Origin of the sequence: Halobacillus sp. K22, assembly GCF_052246795.1 — a bacterium.
GTDB lineage: Bacteria > Bacillota > Bacilli > Bacillales > Halobacillaceae > Halobacillus.
In genome coordinates this window covers 95,410-116,077 of sequence record NZ_JBQQCN010000012.1, presented here as the reverse complement: position 1 = coordinate 116,077, position 20,668 = coordinate 95,410, and the positions used below count along the sequence as shown (strand labels likewise).

Sequence of the window (20,668 nt, the reverse complement as noted above, 5' to 3'; positions counted from 1 at the left end):
CATAGAAGCATTTAAGGCCAGTTAAGAAGGCGAGGATTCTCTCTTCTGGAAGGGCCCGTTATTCTCCTGTGGCTGGGTTGGTGGGGAAATGGCGAGACTCCCATGGGAGAAGGAACTAGGTGAGATCCCGCAGGGAGTGAAACGAGCGAGGAAGCTCACCGTTCCCCCATAGGAAAGTGTTCAAATGTGCAATCGCCCCGAAAGACACGAACAGCATAAGCCGATCATCAAAAGGATGGTGGTTTTTCCGTCCGTTGATGATCGGCTTATGTCTCGAGTGTCTGGGTGATGGAACAAGACGAGTTATTTCCCCACCAGCCACCTCCTCATCTCGTAACGGACCCAAGTTATCTCGAAACTGAGTCTTACACAATCCGGCCCTATTGCTTAACAAGCCTCTTAGGAAAATTCAACAATAAACTTTAACAGAGCGTTATAAAAAATAGTAAAGACCCCCAGGTCACTATTTTTGTGAGCTGGAGGTCTTAGGCTGGCAGGTGGGGCAGTAATAACATCGCCTGGAAGCTGCCTTATATTTAATGATTTCAGTTCCATCTATGCGGCATGGCTGACCTTCACGGTTAAATACCCAGTGTCGATATTCATACCGCTTTGCGCCCTCCGCTTTTAAACGTTCGGCAAGCTCAAGGTCATTGGTAATTCCTTTATTCTTATAGGAACGCCACATAAGTTCTATACAAGCATCAGCTGCCTTACTGAGCTGCTCTTCTGTACAATCCATTGGTCTTGAGTCAGGATGGATGTTAGCGGCAAATAGAATTTCACTCCGCAGATAATTCCCTACGCCTGCAATAAAGCTTTGATCCAGTAGTAAAGAACTCCATTTCCTTCGGTGGAATCGCTTCTCCTTAAATCGGTCGATCAGCTCTTTACGAGGAATGGAATCATTCAGCAGATCCGGACCGACTTTGGCTATAAACGGGTGCTCTTCTACTTCCTCATCCCTTAAAACTTCGATGTCAGAAGCACTGTATAACAGGGCAGACTTCTTCTCGTTATGAATAGCCAGCCTCAGCTGCCGATTGGTCTTCGGATAATTATAGGCATTCCGGACGTACCATTTTCCGTACAGCTGGTTGTGAGAATAGATGGTGTAGCCCTGATCAAATCGAATCAGCATGGCTTTTCCACGCGTTTCTACACGTTTGACCATAGCTCCCTGAAACACATCTTCATAATCCTTGAGCTGCTCAAACGCAAAAGATATTTCAAGCACAGGGCGGCCGCTCAACGCTTTTTCCACGTGATCAGCCGCCCTTCTTATTTCTGGACCTTCTGGCATATACAGTTCTCCTCTCTTCTTCTATTTATTTTGTAAAAGAAGAGAGCTTTTGGCAAGAAATAACGCTTTAGCTTGAAGTGTACAGACCGCCATTGATGTGAATGAACTGACCGGTCATGTACGTAGAATCATCGGAGGCAAGCAGTACATAGCTGCCTACGTGTTCAACGGGCTGGCCAGGGCGTCCCATTGGTGTATTGGTACCAAATTGCTCCACTTTGTCTTCTCCAAAGGTGGAAGGAATTAATGGCGTCCAAATTGGACCAGGAGCCACTCCATTTACGCGGATTCCTTTGTCTACGAGCTGTTTAGCCATGGAACGAGTGAAAGCTACTACAGCGCCCTTAGTTGCCGTGTAATCGACGAGATGCGGATTCCCTGTATAAGGGTTAATGGAAGCTGTATTGATAATGGAGCTTCCTTTTTTCAAGTGAGGAATCGCTGCTTTCGTCATATAGAAAATGGAATGAATGTTCGTTTTGAAAGTACTCTCCCATTGTTCTGCTGTGATATCCATTAAATCATCGGTTGGATGCTGTTCAGCTGCATTATTCACTAAGATGTCAAGCTGTCCCAGTTCATTGACTGTCCGTTCGACCGCGTCCTTACAAACGGATTCTTCTCCTACGTCTCCAGGAATCAGAATAGCGCGGCGTCCTTGCTCTTCTACTTGCTTTTTCGTGTATTCCGCATCTTCATGCTCCTCAAGATACGAAATCGCCACGTCGGCTCCTTCTTTTGCATAGCCAATGGCTACCGAACGGCCAATTCCGCTGTCTCCACCGGTAATAAGAGCGACTTTGCCCACTAATTTGTTTCCACTTTGATAGTCCTCATCAGCTTGGAGCGGCTGAGGATTTAATTGTCCTTCTACTCCAGGTTGTTTCTCCTGTTCTTGTTTAGGCTGACCTTGTGTTTGTTTTTGTGAACGATCCATATTGAAATCCTCCTTTTATTTTATCACTATAATTTCGTAATTATCTCATTCCACAATTAGGAAAAAGATAAACAAAAGGAGGGAATTCTAAAGGTATTGCAGAAACTTTTGAGAGGTAGGGTGATTGTTTACTAACCACTGCCATTAAGTAAAAAAGCTTCTCTGCCTCATACAATCACATGTAGAGGCAGCGAGCTCTTTTAGGTAAAGTATTCTAATTTGGCTTCAGGAAAGTACTGTTCAATATATCCGCCCAGTACTTCCTGCATTTCTTTTTGTTCATCCTTCTGGTAAACATATTTTCCGATGCCATAACGGCCCCACTTATACTTTCGCTTTTCTTCATCCATCTCAAGCTTGGTCATGGGGTAATTTTTTTGAATGACGCGTTTTGCCGGTTTAGTAAAACGATGTTGAATCAGCTCAAAGGTAAGGTCTTTCGTTGCTTTTTCCGGAAGCTTATCATACAGTTTCTCAAACAAAATTCGATAACCTTCTTTCCAATCATCATAAAGATAGATAGGAGCAATGATAAAGCCTAAGGGATAGCCTGCTTCAGCTACTTTCACAGCTGCTTCAATGCGGTCATCGAGCCGGGATGTACCTGGTTCCAGGTATTTGATTACATAATCCGCATTCATACTAAAACGGAAACGTGTGCGGCCATTGTGTTTTGCATCAAGCAAATGATCAACGTGGGCAAATTTGGTTACAAAACGTAAGCGTCCATGTTCGGACTGACCGAAGTACTCAATTGCCCGCTTTAAGGTGTGCGTCAGATGATCGACGCCAACGATATCGGAGGTACAGGAAGCCTCAAATCTCGTTTCTTCTGGGGCACGTTCTTTCATATAGGATTCTGCCGCTTCAAACACCTCTTCGACATTTACATACGTGCGGATATAAGGTTTACTGCCCATAGTGGTTTGCAAGTAACAGTAATGGCAATGGCCCATGCATCCTGTAGCAAATGGAATGGCGTATTCTGCAGATGGTTTGGAAGTATCGAACTTCAGCGTTTTTCTCACACCAACAACCAGCGTCGATTTCGCCATCCGATATTTTTGAAAATCATTTTCTCCAGGCAAATTGCGGACTTGGTTATGGGAGGTGGTCTCTCGAATCTCAATACCCATATTTTCAAATTTTTCTTTGAGTTCTTTACCCAGGGGATATTTGAGGGCTCCGGGTTCGATATAGACGAGTTCTGGTACAAATGGTTTTACCACTGTAGTCCCTCCGGTTCAATGCCGCCGCCAAATGTTTCATGATAGGCGCGTTCAGCTTCTCCCTGGGAAGCATATACAGCTATTTCAGAATCCAGCGGGAAATACGTCTCGTATAGAAAAAGTGCTAAACCACCCGGGTTTTCTGGATCTTTCACAACGGCTGCTTCCTGTACATTAGCCACATCATACGTATGCGGGTTGCGATAGATGACATACACAATATCTCCCGCACGATAGTTGGGTTGTTGAAATTCCATAATCACACCTGCTTTCCATAGTTTGTGTTCATTTTTCCACAAAACTTGAAATTTATTAGCCAAATGCTTTATTTTCGATTTTTAAAAAGAGCATTTACACTAAATGGGCGGATTGAGTAAGCTTAACTGAAAGCTAAATTATGATTTAAATTTAAAAAGGAGTTTTACTATGAATTGGCCGCTAACGACCGGACGTCTACATTTACAACCGTATGAACTGGAGCAAGCAGACCGGGTGGCAGAGCTTGCTGGTGACAAAGCCGTGGCAGCTACTACCTTCGTTCCTCATCCATACACCCTTGAAGATGCTCAAAACTGGATACGTACTCATGAAGAGTGGATCAAAGAAGGAAAGGCTTATCCTATGGCAATGGTATTGAAATCGACAAATGAACTGGTAGGCACGATGACTCTCCGAGTAGATCATAAACATCAGAAAGGCGAGCTTGCTTATTGGGTTGGGAGAGCTTACTGGGGAAGGGGATACGCCTCGGAAGCGGCAGCTCGAATGGTTGAGTATGGGTTTAAAACTTTGAATTTACATAGAGTGTGGTCTGCAGCAATGAGTGAAAACCCAGCTTCTACCAGGGTGATGCAAAAGGCTGGACTGAGTTATGAGGGGAGATTGAAGCACGATATCTACCACAGGGGTGAATACAAGGATATTGATGTTTATGGCATGATTGCTGATGAATATCGTTCATGAAAAGCTTACATACTCAATAGAAACAGCTGGTGATCTGTAGTCATCAGTTGTTTTTTTATGACAATTGTCATCTGAATAGGTGACAAACCTTTCTAACTCTTTTTATTAATCACCATTAGAATAATAAGTAACTTCTCAAAAGGTGGGATGAAGATGCTTTGTATTAACCATGTCTCTAAACATTTCAAAAAGCACAAAGTCCTGAATGACATATCTTTTTCGTTACAACCAGGCGAAAGCATTCTTTTACTAGGTCCAAATGGTGCCGGAAAAACGACGTTGCTGCGTTTGATTATGGGCCACCATCAAGCGGACGCAGGAAATATTGAGTGGAAAGATCCTCAAACGCAAGTAGGCTTTGTTCTGCAGGATGCTTCCTTAATGGATCGAGTGACAATTAAGGAATTAATCCAATTTACAAGAGGTCTCTATCCAAACCCTATAAAATATTCAGAAGCTCTGTCTCTTTCTGGACTAGAAGAGAAAGAATCCGTCAAAACGGAGCAGCTAAGTATTGGTCAGAAGCGGAAGCTGATCTTTGCCCTTGCTTTAATCGGTCGTCCCAAGCTTCTGATTATGGATGAGCCGACAGCAGGTATGGATGTATCAGCAAGAAAGCATGTCTATCATCAAATTCAAGAGCTTAAGGAAAATGGGATGACGATCTTGATGACTACGCATCTTTTAAATGAAGCCTCCTTATTAGGGGACCGTGTATTACTATTAGAAAAAGGAAAACTTGTCACTGACGAAGCGGTGGAGAGCATAGAAAGCTATAAAAAGTGGATACGATTCAAAACGGAAACTAATCATTCAGATTCTATGCTGAAAGCAGCTGGGTTCAACTGGAATCTATTATGGAAAAGGTGGGAGCTTCAAACAGAAGATACTGATGGGTGGGTCAGATGGCTGGTCGAAAAGGAGATTTTCTTTACGGAATTATCGATCGATAAACGCTCAATGGAGGAATATTTTGAAGAAATGACCAGTAAGGGAGGAGATTTAAATGAAGACGTTGTATAAAACTACTAAGATCGAATTATTGCGCATGTTCCGGAATAATTATTTTGTCGTTTTTTCCATCGTCATGCCGTTTATCTTCTATGCCATCTACACCTCGTCTATAAGCGGAAATATGGCGATTGAAGGTACGGAGTGGAAGGCTTATTTCCTTGTCTCGATGACCTGTTTCAGTTTAATGAGTTCCTCAGTTACTACAATGGGAATCCAGCTTCTTAACGATCGGCTGCAGCCCTGGATGAAGTGGCTTCAATCGCTGCCTATAAAGCGCTGGGAATACTTCATGGCGCGATTCTTGTCTTTGATGGTTCTTAATGGACTGATTATTGTCCTATTATTTACCGTAGCTGCAAATTGGAAAAATATTGAGCTCAGCCTGTTAGCGTGGGTGAAGATAGGCGCATGGGTGTGGGGTGCTATTATTCCTTTCCTGGCTCTTGGAACATGGGTGTCGGTATTTAAAACGACGGAAACGGCTGCTGGTTTTGCTAATGTGGCTACTTTAGGTCTCGCGCTTATTGGCGGACTGTGGATGCCGCTCAACCAAATGCCAGCCCTTGTGCAAATGATCGGTGAGTGGACACCAGGCCATTTGTATGCTCAGGGAGCATGGGCGCTATTAGCAGGAGAGGCCATTTCTTTTGCAACGATAGGTTTACTACTATTGTACTTTGCCTTATTTTTAAGTGGTTCTCTGTTAACTCATCGCTATCTTCAGAAGGAGTGACAGAAATGAATTTTCGGTTATTTCCCAGGAAATATGGAAATCTTCCTTTGCTGTGGTCTATCTATTTAATTTTCCCTTTGATTTATTTCTTAGGAATGGGAGGCTTAGAAGGAAGTGTTGGTCTCTTAGGCCTGTTCATTTTTATATACTTATACAGAGATATTTATTGGCATCCACCTCGTGCAGTTTTTCATATCATCATAATGACAGGAATTCTTGCCTGGATGATTTACTATTATCATGAAGGGCTTCTGTACACGGCTTTATATACAGCAAATATGCTCAGCTTTGTCCGAAAGCGGCTGCATTTCAGCTTGCTTTATGTTCTACAATTAGGTTTAATCGGGGAGATTTTTCTCCTGGATCGCCTGGCGATACGGGAGATCGGTTTTTCTTATATTTTTGCTGCCGTTATGATGCTGCTCGTAATCCCTTTGCTCACCCGGTATGAGATTAAGTGGGCAAATACTAAAAAAGAATTAGACAGAGCGAATGAGCGTATTGAAGAGCTGGTCAAGCAGCAGGAGCGCGAACGAATTGCCAGGGATTTACACGATACGGTAGGCCAGACTTTATCTATGATTACATTGAAAAGTGACATTGCCGGTCGAATGTTACATAAAAACGTCGAGAAAACTGAACAGGAGATTAGAGAAATTAATCATATTTCACGTTCGGTCCTTAATCAAATTCGTGAAATCGTGTCGGATCTTAAACAGCTGAATTTAGAAGAAGAACTTAACGTGTCCAACAAGCTTCTGCGTCAGGCCGGCATAGAGTCATATGTAAAAACTCCCGAACAAATGGGTGGGCTGAACCAGCTTTATGAGAATATCCTCGCCTATAGTCTTAGAGAGTGTGTAACGAACGCCATTCGTCATAGTGGTGCTACTCAATGCTTCATCACGCTTAAGGAGCAGCCAGACCAGATTATTCTTCAAGTATTGGATAATGGAGTAGGGTTCTCAGGCCGCAAGGGTAATGGACTGTTAGGTATGGAGGAAAGAATACATATGATCAGTGGAGCTGTTTCCATGAAAAACATCGATAAGCTGGGCTGTCAGATTGATATTCAGGTACCTAAAGTTCAAAAATCAGAAGATACAGCGTCTTAAGGGGGGAGAGAAATGATTCGGGTATTGATTGCAGAGGACCAGACGATGCTTCGCGGAGCTCTCTGCACGATTTTGGATATGGAAGATGATTTTGAGGTTACAGGTGCTGCAAGCCATGGAGAAGAGGCGTTGCAAATGATTCAAGACCATGAACCGGATATTGCCCTGCTGGATATCGAAATGCCTCTTCTTACCGGGATTGAAGTATTAAAAGAAATTCGGCGTCTGCAGTTCCCAACGAAGGTAATCATTTTAACCACTTTTTCCAAAAGAATATATATTAAAGAGGCGTGGGAGCACCAAGTAGACGGATATTTATTAAAGGATACACCTAGTGAAGAGTTAGCTAGAAATGTTCGTCAGGTATATAAAGGGCAGCAGGTCGTAAGCCCCTCCCTTGTCAGTCAAACTGTCCTAAATGATGAAAATGAGCTCACGGGAAGAGAAATAGAAGTTCTTTTGCGTGTGGAAAAGGGGTACAGCACGAAACAGATTAGTGAAGCCATGCATTTAACCAATGGGACGATACGAAACTATCTCTCAGAGACTATGAATAAATTAGATGCTCAAAATCGCACGGAAGCCGCCTTTATTGCCAGACAAAAGGGATGGCTTGATTGATAAAAAAAAGAACTCCTCATTTAAGAGGAGTTCTTTTAAAATTGATTATTTGTACATTAATACTTTACCTACAGTACCATCTTTACTTTGACCAGTTACACGGAACTTCAGACCGTAGTCAGGAACGTCACGTCCTGCATCTACCAATCCTTCATTCAAGTAGTTTTCACTGTCATCGAACAATGGTGTGCGTTTTGTGAAGTTATCTTTAATTGTAACCCCGTTAATCTCAGTATAATCAATAAACATTTTGTCTGTTTTATTTAAACTGAATGCCGCATCGTGAACCTGATAGCGTGTGCTCGCTACCTCTCCATTACTCCAATTAAGGGTGTGCTGGTCTGCATCGACAACGCCTACAAAGCCATCACCCGGGTGAATACCTGTCCAGTTTTCACTATATTGCTTATCGACATACCAGACCAGTAACCCGTCGTCGAACGTCATCAAGCTGTCACCACGGCGGATGTTGGCAAGGCCTTCATCAACACCATTGTGGCTGCGCCATTCTAGCAGATAGTAATGCTCAGAGCGTTTAATTCCATCATTTTTCGTGAAACCATCGAGATTAAACTTAGGCTCACCTTCAGCATCGTCGAACACGATTTCTTCTCCATCGACTACGAAGGATAAATCATCAGCGTATAAGCCAGGATTCGATACTGCTGTATCCGTTACATATTCAATGGCTACTTCAACTTCTTGTCCAGCATAAGCAGACAGATCGAATGAAGCATCAATCCAGCCATTGGATGACCCAGTAATTCCATTTCCAAGATTGGAATCATTTGGGTTATCATTGGTCGTGATATCACTAGCAATAGGCTCTCCGTTAACTGTTACATAAGCATAATCCCAGTCTTTTTCAATGTCATACCACGTTTTAAAATTAAACTCGGCAGAGGTGGCATCAGTTAAATCTACCGTTTTCGTCAAATAATTATGCAAATCATCCGCACTTCCGGAGAAATATTCATACTCCCCGCTTGCCGGCTCGTTGATAACCGTTTCTTTTTGCGGCAAATTAACCTTAGCGACGTCATTATTTGTCCCTTTGGTCACAGCTTCGTCGAGAAGAACTTCTGTCCCTTTTTCATTGATGTCTTCTACATTAACTTCTGAACCAGATAACCAGTTTCCTTCTGTCCCTTTATTATCTACGACGGCAGAAGCTTGAAGCATTTCTTTCATGTATGGGCTGAATCCAGTCGGCATCGTACCTGGAATATCTCCTGCCCAGCTTCCGCTCGACATAATTGACCAGTAACTGACCGGCTCGCCTTCCCCAGTGTACTGAGTATCGTATTCGTCAGGCAGACCTAAATCGTGGCCAAACTCGTGGGCCATGACCCCTACTGCCCCGTCTTCAGGTTCAATGGTATAATCGTATGCCGCCATAGAGCCGCCCCAATATCCAACAGTAGCTTCAGTATTACTAATTGGAGTCACTCCGCCCAGGTTCCATCTATGAGACCAGATAGCATCAGAACCAAGAGATCCTCCGCCTGCTTCTTCACCCACGCCGGAGTGAATAACCATTAGGTGGTCAACAAGACCGTCTGCTTCCAAGTAGTTTCCATCTCCGTCCAGATCATAACGATCCCACTTGTCGTAGTCAGCAATATTTACACTTGGATCGGCTGCGGCTAATTCAAGTGCTTCTTTCACAAGACCGCGGGCATTGACGTCACTGTCATCTTCAGTCGGATAGTTTCCGCCATAGGCTGCAGCTGGTTTACTTGCTGTGTACCAGCCCGCCACATCCCCTTCGACAGAATAACTACCGCCGGATTGTTTCTCATAGTACTGTTTCATGGAATCATAGGTTTCGCCATCTGGACCTGTCCAGCCGCCATCACCGAACAGCATGTCCTGATAATGCTCTCGGGAGTAAGCGTCTTCACCATCATAGTACATATCCGTTTCATCAGCGGTCATGGAATTAGTACGCTTGTCCGGATAATCGATGAGCAGGACCAGCACTTTGTCCTTACGCATCTTGCCATTGTAAGCTTCTTCCGTCACACCCTCGGGTGCATTTTTCTTCGCTTGACCCAGTTTATTTCCTTTTCCATTGGTTAAGCTGTTGTTTTTCATTTCACCCTGAAGCTTTTCTTTCGCTTCTTTTGCTTCGTCGTTTAATTCGCCTTTATCTTTCTTAGCTGCTTCAGATTTTGCTTTTAGGAATTTGTTTAATCCTTTTTGAGCTTCTGAAGGACTTGCATTTGGAGCAATTTTTCCATCCTCTTTCAACATCTCTATTAGCTTTTCATCATTCGCAATTGCGAGATCAAAAGGTGATCCCTCGTGCGAATGTGATTTATGTAAATCTTCGCCTTCATCTTGGTTTACTGTGCCTGCACTTGCACTTACGGGCCCGAAGGCTAGTATAAGGGCTAAAGCAGATGTGATAATTCTCCCCATTTTCTTCAAATTAATGTCTCCCTCCACATTTTGTAAAAATAAGCTACATTTACAAATCTACCAAAATTACAAAATTTATCAATATATTATTTTTAATTTTCTAAAAATAATGAATAGTGCCCAGAAGCGGATTTAAAGCGTTGAAGTGAAGCAGTGAATCCACTCTAAGAACACCGATGAAAGGTGTAAAATTACATGATTCGTTATAATGTGATATTATTTTACTGAAATAAAATTAGAGGCCCCGGTTTATCTCTGAACTACATATAGAAAAAGTAGGACATTGATCCTGTATACCGAAGACCTATATATAAGAAGAAAACAGCCCTTCCCTATGGAAATGGCTGTTTTTTTACTGGAAATTAATAGATTTCACTGATCTCCAATTATTCTCTTCGGCCGGATAGGGATGGAAACACCGATTAAAGCGATAACGGCACAAGCCAGGAACATCGGTGTAAATCCACCAAGTGCGATCCCGCTTACTGTCGTGAAAATCAGTAAATCAAATCCTGAATCAAGAATCGATAGTAAAGAAATAGTTGTTGCCCGCACATTAGATGGAATCAAGTCGTTGGATAGTTGAGAATAAATGGGATAGCGAATTGCGCTCACCAGTTTCAGGATGACGATGACTCCAAGAACCACCGAAAGGTACGTATTAAATAAGGCTGCTAGTGTGAGCCCAATTACTGCGAGGATTCCTGTGATCCCTAATAAAAGAACACGGTTCATTTTACTCGTCATCCATCCAATGGATCGTGAAGCAACAAAACCTAGGAAACCTGCGGCTGCATAGACGATCCCAATCCAGTACACCGGCAGTCCGGCATCTACGAGCAGCTTTTGATCGAATTTCTCAAATATTGCTGTAGCGGGTATAAATACGAGCGATATGTTTATAAACATCCATAACACTTGAGGAGTTTTTCGGATCGCCTTCACCCCTGCCCATATCTGACGGAACGGGGTCTGTTGCTCTCCCTCGTGCTGGGGTGGATTTTTTATCGACAGCAGTAAAAAGAACTGAACCGTCATAAATGCCAGACTTAAGCCAATCAGCAGCTGAAACTGCTGTTCTGTTAAATCTTTAGCGATAAAAGCTCCTATAACGACAGCGATGATGGAGACGATAAATGTAGCTGAACTAATTTGGCCGATCGCTTTATCCATAAATCTTTCTTCGTTAGAGAGCTTCAGAGATTCGTAAATAAGGGCTTCGTCTGCTCCACTAAAAAAAGTAGCAGCAAAACCAGTTAGAAAACTGCTTAGGAAAAACACCCAGGGCTCAAAGGCCACCAGTAGTAAACTATGACTGACAATAGCGAGTGCCGAGCCTATTAAAAAGGCCGCTTTTGGTCCGTACCTGTCAGCCAGGACCCCGGTTGGGATTTCACCGGTAAGAACGCCAATGCTGAAAAAGGTTAAGACCAGAAGAATTAATGACTCATCCAGTCCCCTTTCGAAGTAAAAAAGTGTAAGGACAGGTTGTATGAAGCGGACGCTTCCAAACAACTCGGCCCAAAATAGAAAACGAATATTATGAGCGGCTAATGTATTCTTTTGCAAAATGTTATCCTCCTGCTATACAGTAATAGGTCTGGTATAGATACAGGAGTAAAAAGCGTGCAGTGATTGTACTAATTTTTAGCTTGCTTTCACCCCTGCTTCTGAATGGGAAAATAAGATGAAAGTTTTTGACATGATTTGTTCCTCCCTGGTTAGATGTAATAGAAATCGGTTCCCCCTACTGGAAAAGTATTCTCCTTATAAGCGGAACCTTCAAGGATACATATTCATCAGGAAAATTTTTATTCCTGCTGACTTTTATACAAAAAGGTTTCCTGGGCATTAGGGGCACCTTCATTTTACAGCTATCATTTGAAGGGAACCGGAGGAACAGGTAAGCTATAGACAGAATGATTTTTCAGGAAAATATATCGACGAATTCTGCTACAAACAAAGGCACTTGGAAGGGATATAATCCTTATTACATACCGTTATCCATTAGTAATCTGTGTTTTTTCGACAACTAGAATGAATAATTCTTCTTCCCTTATGATACTTTTACTAGAATAAATATGATAAAATAGATAGAGAGTTAAAACGGCATATATGTGCGCAGCAGCCGAGAAGCCTGCGGCGCTTTTTCTATTTCAATTTTTAAGAAAAATATTAATGAGCATAAGCTCGATCGTATAAAGGTGGTGTCTGATCGTGTTACATCCTTTTGGTCGTTTGTTCGGATTGGGGGACAAAGCGGAACCGGAATCTGAAGATAACAACAGTGAAGAAGGCTACAGTCCTGATGAAGTGATGCAGGTTCCTGTAGACCGTGTTCAGCCGAACCGTTACCAGCCCCGAGCGATTTTTAATAATGAGAAGATCAGCGAACTTGCCCAGACGATACATACGCATGGGATGATTCAGCCGATTGTTCTCCGTCGGATAGATGAGGAAAATTATGAACTGATTGCAGGAGAGCGCAGGTGGCGTGCCGTCCAAACGCTGGGCTGGGAGACAATTCCCGCAATTATCCGTGATATGAATGATTCCCAGACGGCATCTGTCGCTCTTATTGAGAATCTGCAAAGGGAAGAATTAACGGTCATTGAAGAAGCTACGGCTTATGCCAAACTGATTGAACTTCATGAGCTTACGCAGGAAGCCCTTGCTCAGCGGTTAGGTAAAAGCCAGTCAACTATTGCTAATAAGATGCGTTTATTAAAATTGCCCGAATCGGTTCAACAGGCAATTATGGATAAGAAAATTACAGAACGCCATGCAAGAGCACTGATAGGAGTTAAAGATCCCGAACTGCAGGAAACGATACTCACTGAAATCCTTGAAAAACAGCTGAACGTGAAGCAGACGGAAGAACGGATCGCTAAGCTGAGTGACCCTAAACCTAAGAAGAAAAAACCGACACTTAAAGGTGTGAACAAAGATATGAGGATTGCAATGAATACCATTCGGCAGTCTCTCACCATGGTTTCGGATACAGGGATTGACTTGGAAACCGATGAAGAAGATCATGATGATTATTATCAGATCACGATAAAAATTCCTAAGAAAAAATAATGGACGGTTCTACCCATCTTGCCTTTTGCAGAGATGGGGCTTTTTTTAACTCTATCCCCCTGTTTTTCAATATAATAGTAAAATAAGAGAAAGAACATAGAGGCAGGTGACTTGATGGGTAAAGTGATTTCGATTGCTAACCAAAAAGGAGGCGTAGGGAAAACTACTACTTCCGTCAATTTAAGCGCGTGCCTGGCTTATTTAAACCATAGGGTCCTTCTTGTTGATATTGATCCTCAAGGGAACGCAACCAGTGGCACCGGTATTGAAAAAGGAGAAATTGATCAGTGTATCTACAATGTACTGGTGGAAGGATTAAGCGCAGAAGACGTCTGTTTACCAACTATGGTGGAAAATTTAGATGTCCTCCCCTCCACTACTCAGCTGGCACGTGCTGAAACTGAGCTCGTTCCACATATTTCGAGAGAAGTCCGATTGAAACAGGCTTTTTGGAAAATCAAAAAAGAGTATGATTATGTGATTATCGATTGCCCACCTTCTCTTGGTCTTCTGACTATGAATTCGCTCACAGCTTCAGACACCGTCTTAATCCCTGTTCAATGTGAATATTACGCGCTGGAGGGGCTTAGCCAGCTGCTGAATACCGTACGAGTCGTACAAAAGCACCTCAACAAACAATTGATGATTGAGGGGATTTTACTAACGATGTTAGATGGACGAACCAATCTTGGCCTTCAGGTGATTGATGAAGTGAAGAAGTATTTTCAAGATAAAGTCTATCAATCTATTATTCCCCGTAATAGTCGGCTGAGTGAAGCTCCCCGTTATGGCAAGCCCGTAATTTTGTATGATCCGAAGTCTCAGGGAGCAGAAGTATATTTAGAATTAGCAAAGGAAGTGATCGCGAATGGCGAAAGGGTTAGGTAAAGGGAGTAAAGCAGTATCTCAGGAAATGGAGCGTAAAGAGGAAGAACAGATCCAGGAAATTCCGGTCCATGAATGCCGCCCTAATCCGTATCAACCAAGAAAGCATTTTACCGATGAAGCCATCCAGGAATTGAAGGAATCTATAGAAGAACATGGCATCCTTCAACCATTGATCGTCAGAAAAAGCATTAAAGGTTATGAAATCGTGGTCGGCGAGCGCAGATTCCGTGCAGCGAAGCGAGCGAATCTGAATACGGTCCCCGCCCTGGTACGCGTCTTAACAGATGAACAGATGATGGAACTTGCTCTGCTTGAGAATTTACAGCGTGAGGACTTAACCCCGATTGAAGAGGCCAAAGCATATCAGAATTTAATGAATGAGCTTTCTTTAACTCAGGACTCACTTTCGAAGAGGCTAGGAAAAAGCCGTTCCCATATTGCTAATCTTGTGCGGCTGTTATCGCTTCCGCTGGAGGTAACCAGGAAAATAAATGAAGGAACTTTATCGATGGGTCACGGGCGGGCACTGCTTGGATTAAAAAATCGTGAACAAGTGATCGCTCTTGCCGCACGGATTGAAAAAGAAGGGCTTAATGTGCGTCAGGCCGAGCGGCTGATTTTTGAAAACAACCAAAAAAACCGGGCTGAGAAAAAGGAACAGCCTGCGAAAGATATTTTTATAAGAGATCGGGAAGAGAGTCTCAGGGAGCGTCTAGGTACGGGAGTAACGATTCATAAAGGGAAACGCAAGGGGAAAATTGAAATAGAATTTATGGATGAAGAAGACCTCGAACGTATCCTGGAATGGTTTGATAAAGAATCTTGAAACAAACCTGGTGACTCAGACCGGGTTTTTTTGTTGTTTTTAAAGAGTTCGCTGGCTTTATTATCTCTTGTTCCACGTGAAACAAAAAAATATAGGAGAGAATCTCATGGTATTATTAGGTACATTTGTGAATGGTTTATGTATTATTGTGGGTACACTTTTAGGGTTGTTTTTTACTAAGATTCCCGAGCGCTTTAAGGAAACGGTCATGAGCGGTGTTGGCCTGGCTGTTATATTAATCGGCCTCCAAATGGCCTTTGAAACAGATAACATTGTCATTGTCCTGTTAAGTTTATTAACCGGTGCGATTATTGGTGAAGCGGTTCATTTAGAAGATAAGCTCGAGTACATAGGAAGATTTATTGAACGGAAGTTTACCAAACCTGATCAGGAATCCAGTATGGCTCAAGGATTCATTACGGCGTCCCTCATTTTCGTTATAGGGGCTTTATCCGTCATCGGAGCCCTGGATAGTGGACTTCGTAACGATCATGAAGTCCTAATAACAAAAGCCATCATTGATGGATTTGTGTCGCTCGTCTTAACTTCCACACTTGGAATCGGTGTTATTTTTTCTGTCATTCCGGTCGTGTTGTATGAAGGATCTATTGCCTTATTAGCCACTCAGATCAACCGCTGGATTCCCCAGGATATGCTGGATTTATTCATCATGGAAATGACAGCTACCGGGGGACTGCTGATCGTTGCCATCGGTCTTAATTTATTGAAATTAACGAAGATCCGTGTAGCCAATCTGTTACCCTCTCTTCTGATGGTCGGCGTGGTGTTCTTTATTTACCAATGGTTCTAAGGGCTGCTGATAAGTCTTTGATAAGGCTTATGAGTAGCCTTTTTATTTGGATGAACAAACCGTCACTTCATTGTTTTAGGCAGTCGGTTGATGGTTCCTTTGAAAAAAGGTGCAGCCTCCATTGTTTGTTTTACACGTTTAGCATCGGATAGTTGAATACCTGCTGCAACTTTAGCTGCCATTTGCATCACCGTATGAAGACGGGTGTTTTGTAACACGACATGTTCCATGAATCCACTGACGTTGACCATCCCGCTAATGTGTAGGTCTCCTATAGGCGGCAGTTCTTTCTTTAAAGCGGATCCAGGGCAAATGGAGCCTTTTCCGAGCACCACAGAACCTACGGAGGTTGACTTACCTAAGCACGCATCTACCGCCAGGATAAAGGGGTGGTTGTGCTTTCGTTTAATCCGGCTTATTTTTTCAATTAAATTAAGGGCATGCAGCGGTTCTTCCAGTGTTCCATAGAGATGAAAGGTCTGGAGAGGTTGCTGCTTTAGCATCGAGCCCACCAGAGGGCCGAATGCATCACCTGTCGATCGGTCCGTTCCTATACAGGCAATGACGATGTTTTTAGAAGGGGGCAGCCATTCTTTCAAATGCAAACTAAGGGTCTCACTCATTTCAGGATCTTCTGTCTTGAGACGTCTTTCTTCCTTTGAGAACTTGTCTTTAAAATTCATAGCTTCTCCTCCACACACATAGTAGTAACAGTATATAAGGTTGTCCGTCGTTCTATACGTGGCAAATACATAGAGGTGGAGGATCGTTCATGATAAAAGCTGGGATTAAGTGGATGTTTTTAATTGTAGGAACGATGATTGGGGCGGGATATGCTTCAGGAAGAGAGCTATGGCAATTTTTTGGACAGGACAGCAGCTTGGCTATCTTTTTGTTTTCCATCATGTTCATTCTGTGTTGTGCCGTAATTATGAAGATCAGCTTTAAGAAGCAGAGCGGCGATTATTTACCTGTTCTGCGGGCGATTGTTGGAAAGCATTTAACAGGAATCTATGATTGGATGATCATCATTTATCTGTTTACGATGACTATCATCATGCTGGCAGGAAGCGGAGCCACCTGGCAGGCCTTTCATTTCTCCTACCGCTTCGGAGTCATGGCACTTGTCGTTCCACTAATTCTTTTGTTTGTATGGGATGTCAAAGGAATCGTTACTGTAAACAGTGTCGTGCTTCCATTATTAATTACCGGTCTAGTCTTTGTTTTGATTGTTTTTATTAATGATCAGCAGCTCGAGCTGTTCGGTCACCTTCATGAGATAACAAATTGGATGTCTGCTTTTCCTTTCACTGCTCTCAATATCCTTCCTTTGATTGCCGTGCTTGGGGCAATAGGGAATCAGGTGAAGCATAAGGGCGAAATATGGATTGCCAGCGCAGGGAGCGGTATTATTCTAGGGGTCATATCCTATCTTTATAATCAAAGTCTAATAGAGATTTCAGATGAGATTCTGCTCTATGAAATACCTTTATTCGCCATTTTGAAACATTATCCGTACGAGATGATGTTGTTTATGTCCGTCATGCTCTGGATTGCCATTTTCACTACGGCAGTATCAGGTACGCTTGGGCTTGCCACGCGCTTCCGCACCTATTTAAAACAGCCTCTTTGGATTGTGGCGTTGGCAACTGTTGCTGTTATGCTTCCATTTACATCGTTCGGATTTTCCACGCTGGTGGAGTACTTGTATCCCCTTTATGGAATCCTAAATTTATATGTCCTTTTCTCCCTTCTTTTTTATCCTTTACGTTCGCGATTCAAAATTCGCTGAAAACCTGTTAAAATGAATTTCATATTCATAGTCGTACAGGAGGGGAAGCGTTGAAAGCGGACGAAGCTGTGCAGGAAGCTTTAACCAGATGGGAGGAAGCAGTAGCTTATGTGACAGGGCCTGAATTATGGACTGCTCTAGCTATAGGATCCCTGAAAATCATCTTTATACTGTTAATCTCGTTTTTAGTGATCCGCATAGGAAAGCGAGTGATCTCGCAGTTTTTTGAAAATCGGCGGCGGGGACCTTTTAAAATTACCCAGCGCCGGGAAGCTACATTAAAAAAATTGGTGATCAACGCTTTGACGTATGTGGTGTATTTTGTCTCGTTTATTATGATACTTGAAGCTTTTACTTTGGATGTAGGCGCTTTGCTCGCAGGTGCAGGAATTGCCGGTCTCGCGATCGGTTTTGGAGCCCAGAACCTGGTTCGTGATATCATTTCCGGATTCTTCATCATTTTTGAAGATCAGTTTTCTGTAGGTGATTATATTCGCACATCCGGGGTCGAAGGATTTGTCGAAGAGGTAGGAATCCGCACGTGTAAAGTCAAATCTTGGACAGGTGAGGTTCACATCCTGCCTAATGGAAATGTCACACAGGTTACGAACTTTTCCATCCATAATAGTGTCGCAGTGGTGGACGTAAGTATTGCGTACGAAGAAGACATTGCAGCCGCCGAACAAGTGATTTTGGATCTGATGAAAGAGCTGCCAGCTCGTTATGAAGCGATGCTCGATGTACCTGAACTTCTAGGGGTACAAACTTTAGGTGCTTCCGATGTTGTCATGAGGATTATCGCAGATACCCAGCCAATGGAACATTGGGCAATGGCTCGTGCAATCCGGAAAGAAGTAAAAACCCGTCTAGACGAAAAAGGAATTGAAATTCCATTTCCGCGTATGGTTATGTATTCCCGTGAAGATGATAAAGCTTTACAGGAAGTTAATGAGTAAAAATAGGAGGGAACTCCATGGCAGACAAAAATTATGAATTGAATGATGTCGTTCAAATGAAGAAACCTCATCCGTGCGGGGAAAACCGCTGGAAAATCATCCGTATGGGAGCAGATATCCGCATTAAGTGTGAAGGCTGCGGCCACAGTGTTCTGATCCCGAGGAAAAAGTTTGAATCTAAAATGAAGAAAAAGCTGGAACCATCTGAACAGTAAATCCATTTCTCCCTTTAAAAGCTCCCTGAAATAGGTGAGCTTTTTAATTTTAGAGTGGAAAGTTTAATCAAACCTGGAAAATGGATAGAATGAATTTAAAAAACACGAAGGAAGACGCCTCTCATTTTGCTTTTCCACAGGTTGTTATTTTCAGACACAGTATCTATAATTGATATGACTAGCATGCATGTATGTAAATCCTTAAGGAGTGAAAGTCTTATATGGCACTAACAGCAGGAATCGTAGGTTTACCGAACGTAGGGAAATCTACGCTATTTAACGCAATTACACAAGCAGGAGCTCTGTCGGCCAACTATCCGTTTGCCACAATAGATCCGAACGTAGGAATCGTGGAAGTACCGGACAGTAGGCTGGAGAAGCTGACCGAGCTTGTTAAACCGAAGAAAACCGTCCCTACCGCTTTTGAATTTACCGATATTGCCGGCATTGTGAAAGGGGCAAGTAAAGGTGAAGGACTTGGTAACCAGTTCTTATCCCATATCCGCCAGGTCGACGCGATCTGCCACGTAGTCCGTGCATTCGAAGACGATAACGTGACGCACGTATCAGGGGAAGTCGATCCTATCACTGACATTGAAACGATCAACCTGGAGTTAATCCTTGCCGACCTCGAAACAGTTTCCAAACGAATGGACAGAGTAGCTAAGATGGCTCGTCAAAAAGATAAGGATGCTGTAGCGGAATACACGGTTCTTGAGAAACTAAAAGAATCATTAGAGGAAGAAACCCCGGCTCGCGCTGTTGAATTCAGTGATGATCAGGAAAAAATCGTGAAAGGCCTTCATTTACTCACTTCAAAGCCCATCCTCTATGTGGCGAATGTCAGTGAGGATGAAATTGGCCAGGAGGATAATGACAAGGTTAAACAAATCCGTGAATTTGCAGCAAAAGAGAATGCAGAAGTTATTGTTGTCTGTGCAAAAATTGAATCCGAGATTGCTGAGCTTGATGGAGAAGAAAAAGAAGAGTTCCTTGAGGATCTTGGTATTGAAGAATCTGGACTTGATCAGTTAATTAAAGCTACGTACAACCTTCTTGGGCTGGCCACTTACTTTACGGCTGGTGAGCAGGAAGTAAGAGCCTGGACCTTTAAAGAAGGAATGACAGCTCCACAGGCTGCTGGAGTCATTCACACGGATTTCCAGCGTGGTTTCATTCGTGCGGAGACAGTTTCGTATGAAGACCTGGTGGATGCAGGCACCATGGGTGTCGCACGGGACCGTGGCCGTGTTCGTTTAGAAGGCAAAGAGTATTTAGTGAGAGATGGCGACGTTATTCACTTCCGTTTTAACGTATAAGCGAGGATCCTTCCGTTTTAGTATTGTATTTCTTGGACAACTTTGTTATAATACTACATTGTGAGTAATTAAGAAAAGATTACTCCTTGCTCCTGTCAAGAATAGGAGCCGTTAAGTCCATAAGGAGGTGAAAACGGATGAGTAGAAAATACGAAATCATGTATATCATCCGCCCAGATATCGAGGAGGAAGCTAAAACAGGAATCATTGATCGTTTCAGCAATATCCTTCAAGATAATGGCGCGGAGGTAGAAGAAGTTAAAGAAATCGGCAAGCGTCGTCTTGCTTATGAAATTAACGACTACCGTGATGGTATCTATGTAACAGTCGACTTCAACGGTACACGTGAAGCGATTAATGAATTCGACCGTCAAGCGAAGTTCACGGATGATATTATCCGTCACATCGCAGTACGCGAAGATGACAAATAAGGAGTGGTTC

General features: G+C 42.9%; 21 protein-coding genes. 14 read left to right on the top strand and 7 right to left on the bottom strand.

The features are described from left to right. Positions 1 to 463: 463 nt before the first annotated feature. The 4 genes from nei to ACTWPM_RS10765 all read right to left on the bottom strand — a co-directional run bounded on the left by nei (position 464) and on the right by ACTWPM_RS10765 (position 3,726). Positions 464 to 1,303 carry an endonuclease VIII gene (gene nei, locus ACTWPM_RS10780; RefSeq protein WP_443133041.1) on the bottom strand — a complete coding sequence of 280 codons (840 nt, stop codon included), beginning with the start codon at positions 1,301 to 1,303 and terminating at the stop codon, positions 464 to 466. Between the two features lie 67 nt (positions 1,304 to 1,370). Then, positions 1,371 to 2,240, bottom strand: coding sequence for an SDR family oxidoreductase (locus ACTWPM_RS10775; protein WP_443133040.1), 870 nt, complete (start codon positions 2,238 to 2,240; stop codon positions 1,371 to 1,373). A gap of 200 nt (positions 2,241 to 2,440) precedes the next feature. Then, complete coding sequence (splB, locus tag ACTWPM_RS10770; RefSeq protein ID WP_443133039.1) at positions 2,441 to 3,469, bottom strand: spore photoproduct lyase; 1,029 nt, start codon at positions 3,467 to 3,469, stop codon at positions 2,441 to 2,443. Further along, positions 3,463 to 3,726 (bottom strand): transcriptional regulator SplA domain-containing protein, encoded by a 264-nt coding sequence (locus ACTWPM_RS10765; protein WP_443133038.1) that lies wholly within the window; start codon positions 3,724 to 3,726, stop codon positions 3,463 to 3,465. The genes splB and ACTWPM_RS10765 overlap by 7 nt, the downstream gene beginning before the upstream one ends. Before the next feature lie 169 nt (positions 3,727 to 3,895). On the opposite strand from ACTWPM_RS10765, the gene ACTWPM_RS10760 reads away from it, so the two are divergent. The 5 genes from ACTWPM_RS10760 to ACTWPM_RS10740 all read left to right on the top strand — a co-directional run bounded on the left by ACTWPM_RS10760 (position 3,896) and on the right by ACTWPM_RS10740 (position 7,915). After that, the gene (locus ACTWPM_RS10760; protein WP_443133037.1) at positions 3,896 to 4,432 is read left to right on the top strand and encodes a GNAT family N-acetyltransferase; all 537 of its coding nucleotides are present in this window, start codon (positions 3,896 to 3,898) and stop codon (positions 4,430 to 4,432) included. Between the two features lie 153 nt (positions 4,433 to 4,585). Continuing rightward, positions 4,586 to 5,455 carry an ABC transporter ATP-binding protein gene (locus tag ACTWPM_RS10755; RefSeq protein WP_443133036.1) on the top strand — a complete coding sequence of 290 codons (870 nt, stop codon included), beginning with the start codon at positions 4,586 to 4,588 and terminating at the stop codon, positions 5,453 to 5,455. After that, positions 5,439 to 6,179, top strand: coding sequence for an ABC transporter permease (locus tag ACTWPM_RS10750; RefSeq protein ID WP_443133035.1), 741 nt, complete (start codon positions 5,439 to 5,441; stop codon positions 6,177 to 6,179). The genes ACTWPM_RS10755 and ACTWPM_RS10750 overlap by 17 nt, the downstream gene beginning before the upstream one ends. Positions 6,180 to 6,184: 5 nt before the next feature. Further along, the gene (locus ACTWPM_RS10745) at positions 6,185 to 7,294 is read left to right on the top strand and encodes a sensor histidine kinase (protein WP_443133034.1); all 1,110 of its coding nucleotides are present in this window, start codon (positions 6,185 to 6,187) and stop codon (positions 7,292 to 7,294) included. Positions 7,295 to 7,306: 12 nt separating this feature from the next. Beyond that, positions 7,307 to 7,915 carry a response regulator transcription factor gene (locus ACTWPM_RS10740; protein WP_443133033.1) on the top strand — a complete coding sequence of 203 codons (609 nt, stop codon included), beginning with the start codon at positions 7,307 to 7,309 and terminating at the stop codon, positions 7,913 to 7,915. Positions 7,916 to 7,960: 45 nt separating this feature from the next. On the opposite strand, the gene ACTWPM_RS10735 is transcribed toward ACTWPM_RS10740, so the two are convergent. Beyond that, positions 7,961 to 10,339, bottom strand: coding sequence for an immune inhibitor A domain-containing protein (locus tag ACTWPM_RS10735; RefSeq protein WP_443133046.1), 2,379 nt, complete (start codon positions 10,337 to 10,339; stop codon positions 7,961 to 7,963). 372 nt (positions 10,340 to 10,711) lie between these two features. After that, a complete protein-coding gene (locus ACTWPM_RS10730; protein WP_443133032.1) occupies positions 10,712 to 11,908 on the bottom strand; it encodes an MFS transporter in 1,197 nt (398 codons plus the stop codon). A 648-nt stretch (positions 11,909 to 12,556) separates the two neighbouring features. On the opposite strand from ACTWPM_RS10730, the gene noc reads away from it, so the two are divergent. The 4 genes from noc to ACTWPM_RS10710 all read left to right on the top strand — a co-directional run bounded on the left by noc (position 12,557) and on the right by ACTWPM_RS10710 (position 15,945). Continuing rightward, positions 12,557 to 13,420, top strand: coding sequence for a nucleoid occlusion protein (gene noc, locus ACTWPM_RS10725; RefSeq protein WP_443133031.1), 864 nt, complete (start codon positions 12,557 to 12,559; stop codon positions 13,418 to 13,420). Positions 13,421 to 13,534: 114 nt separating this feature from the next. Then, a complete protein-coding gene (locus tag ACTWPM_RS10720) occupies positions 13,535 to 14,308 on the top strand; it encodes a ParA family protein (RefSeq protein WP_443133030.1) in 774 nt (257 codons plus the stop codon). After that, positions 14,289 to 15,134 (top strand): ParB/RepB/Spo0J family partition protein, encoded by an 846-nt coding sequence (locus ACTWPM_RS10715; protein ID WP_443133029.1) that lies wholly within the window; start codon positions 14,289 to 14,291, stop codon positions 15,132 to 15,134. Before ACTWPM_RS10720 ends, ACTWPM_RS10715 begins: the two co-directional genes overlap by 20 nt. 106 nt (positions 15,135 to 15,240) lie before the next feature. After that, on the top strand, positions 15,241 to 15,945 hold the full coding sequence (locus tag ACTWPM_RS10710) for a DUF554 domain-containing protein (protein WP_443133028.1): 705 nt from the start codon (positions 15,241 to 15,243) through the stop codon (positions 15,943 to 15,945). A gap of 62 nt (positions 15,946 to 16,007) precedes the next feature. On the opposite strand, the gene yyaC is transcribed toward ACTWPM_RS10710, so the two are convergent. Continuing rightward, positions 16,008 to 16,628 carry a spore protease YyaC gene (gene yyaC, locus ACTWPM_RS10705; protein WP_443133027.1) on the bottom strand — a complete coding sequence of 207 codons (621 nt, stop codon included), beginning with the start codon at positions 16,626 to 16,628 and terminating at the stop codon, positions 16,008 to 16,010. An 89-nt stretch (positions 16,629 to 16,717) separates the two neighbouring features. Here yyaC and ACTWPM_RS10700 point away from each other — a divergent pair, with 89 nt between their 5' ends. The 5 genes from ACTWPM_RS10700 (at position 16,718) to rpsF (ending at position 20,658) form a co-directional block, all read left to right on the top strand. Beyond that, positions 16,718 to 17,737, top strand: coding sequence for a YkvI family membrane protein (locus ACTWPM_RS10700; RefSeq protein ID WP_443133026.1), 1,020 nt, complete (start codon positions 16,718 to 16,720; stop codon positions 17,735 to 17,737). A gap of 68 nt (positions 17,738 to 17,805) precedes the next feature. Further along, a complete protein-coding gene (locus ACTWPM_RS10695) occupies positions 17,806 to 18,693 on the top strand; it encodes a mechanosensitive ion channel family protein (RefSeq protein WP_443133045.1) in 888 nt (295 codons plus the stop codon). Positions 18,694 to 18,710: 17 nt separating this feature from the next. Next, complete coding sequence (locus tag ACTWPM_RS10690; protein ID WP_089750468.1) at positions 18,711 to 18,908, top strand: DUF951 domain-containing protein; 198 nt, start codon at positions 18,711 to 18,713, stop codon at positions 18,906 to 18,908. Positions 18,909 to 19,129: 221 nt separating this feature from the next. Further along, complete coding sequence (gene ychF, locus ACTWPM_RS10685) at positions 19,130 to 20,227, top strand: redox-regulated ATPase YchF (RefSeq protein WP_443133025.1); 1,098 nt, start codon at positions 19,130 to 19,132, stop codon at positions 20,225 to 20,227. Positions 20,228 to 20,364: 137 nt separating this feature from the next. Continuing rightward, on the top strand, positions 20,365 to 20,658 hold the full coding sequence (gene rpsF, locus ACTWPM_RS10680; protein WP_014645361.1) for a 30S ribosomal protein S6: 294 nt from the start codon (positions 20,365 to 20,367) through the stop codon (positions 20,656 to 20,658). Positions 20,659 to 20,668: the final 10 nt, after the last annotated feature.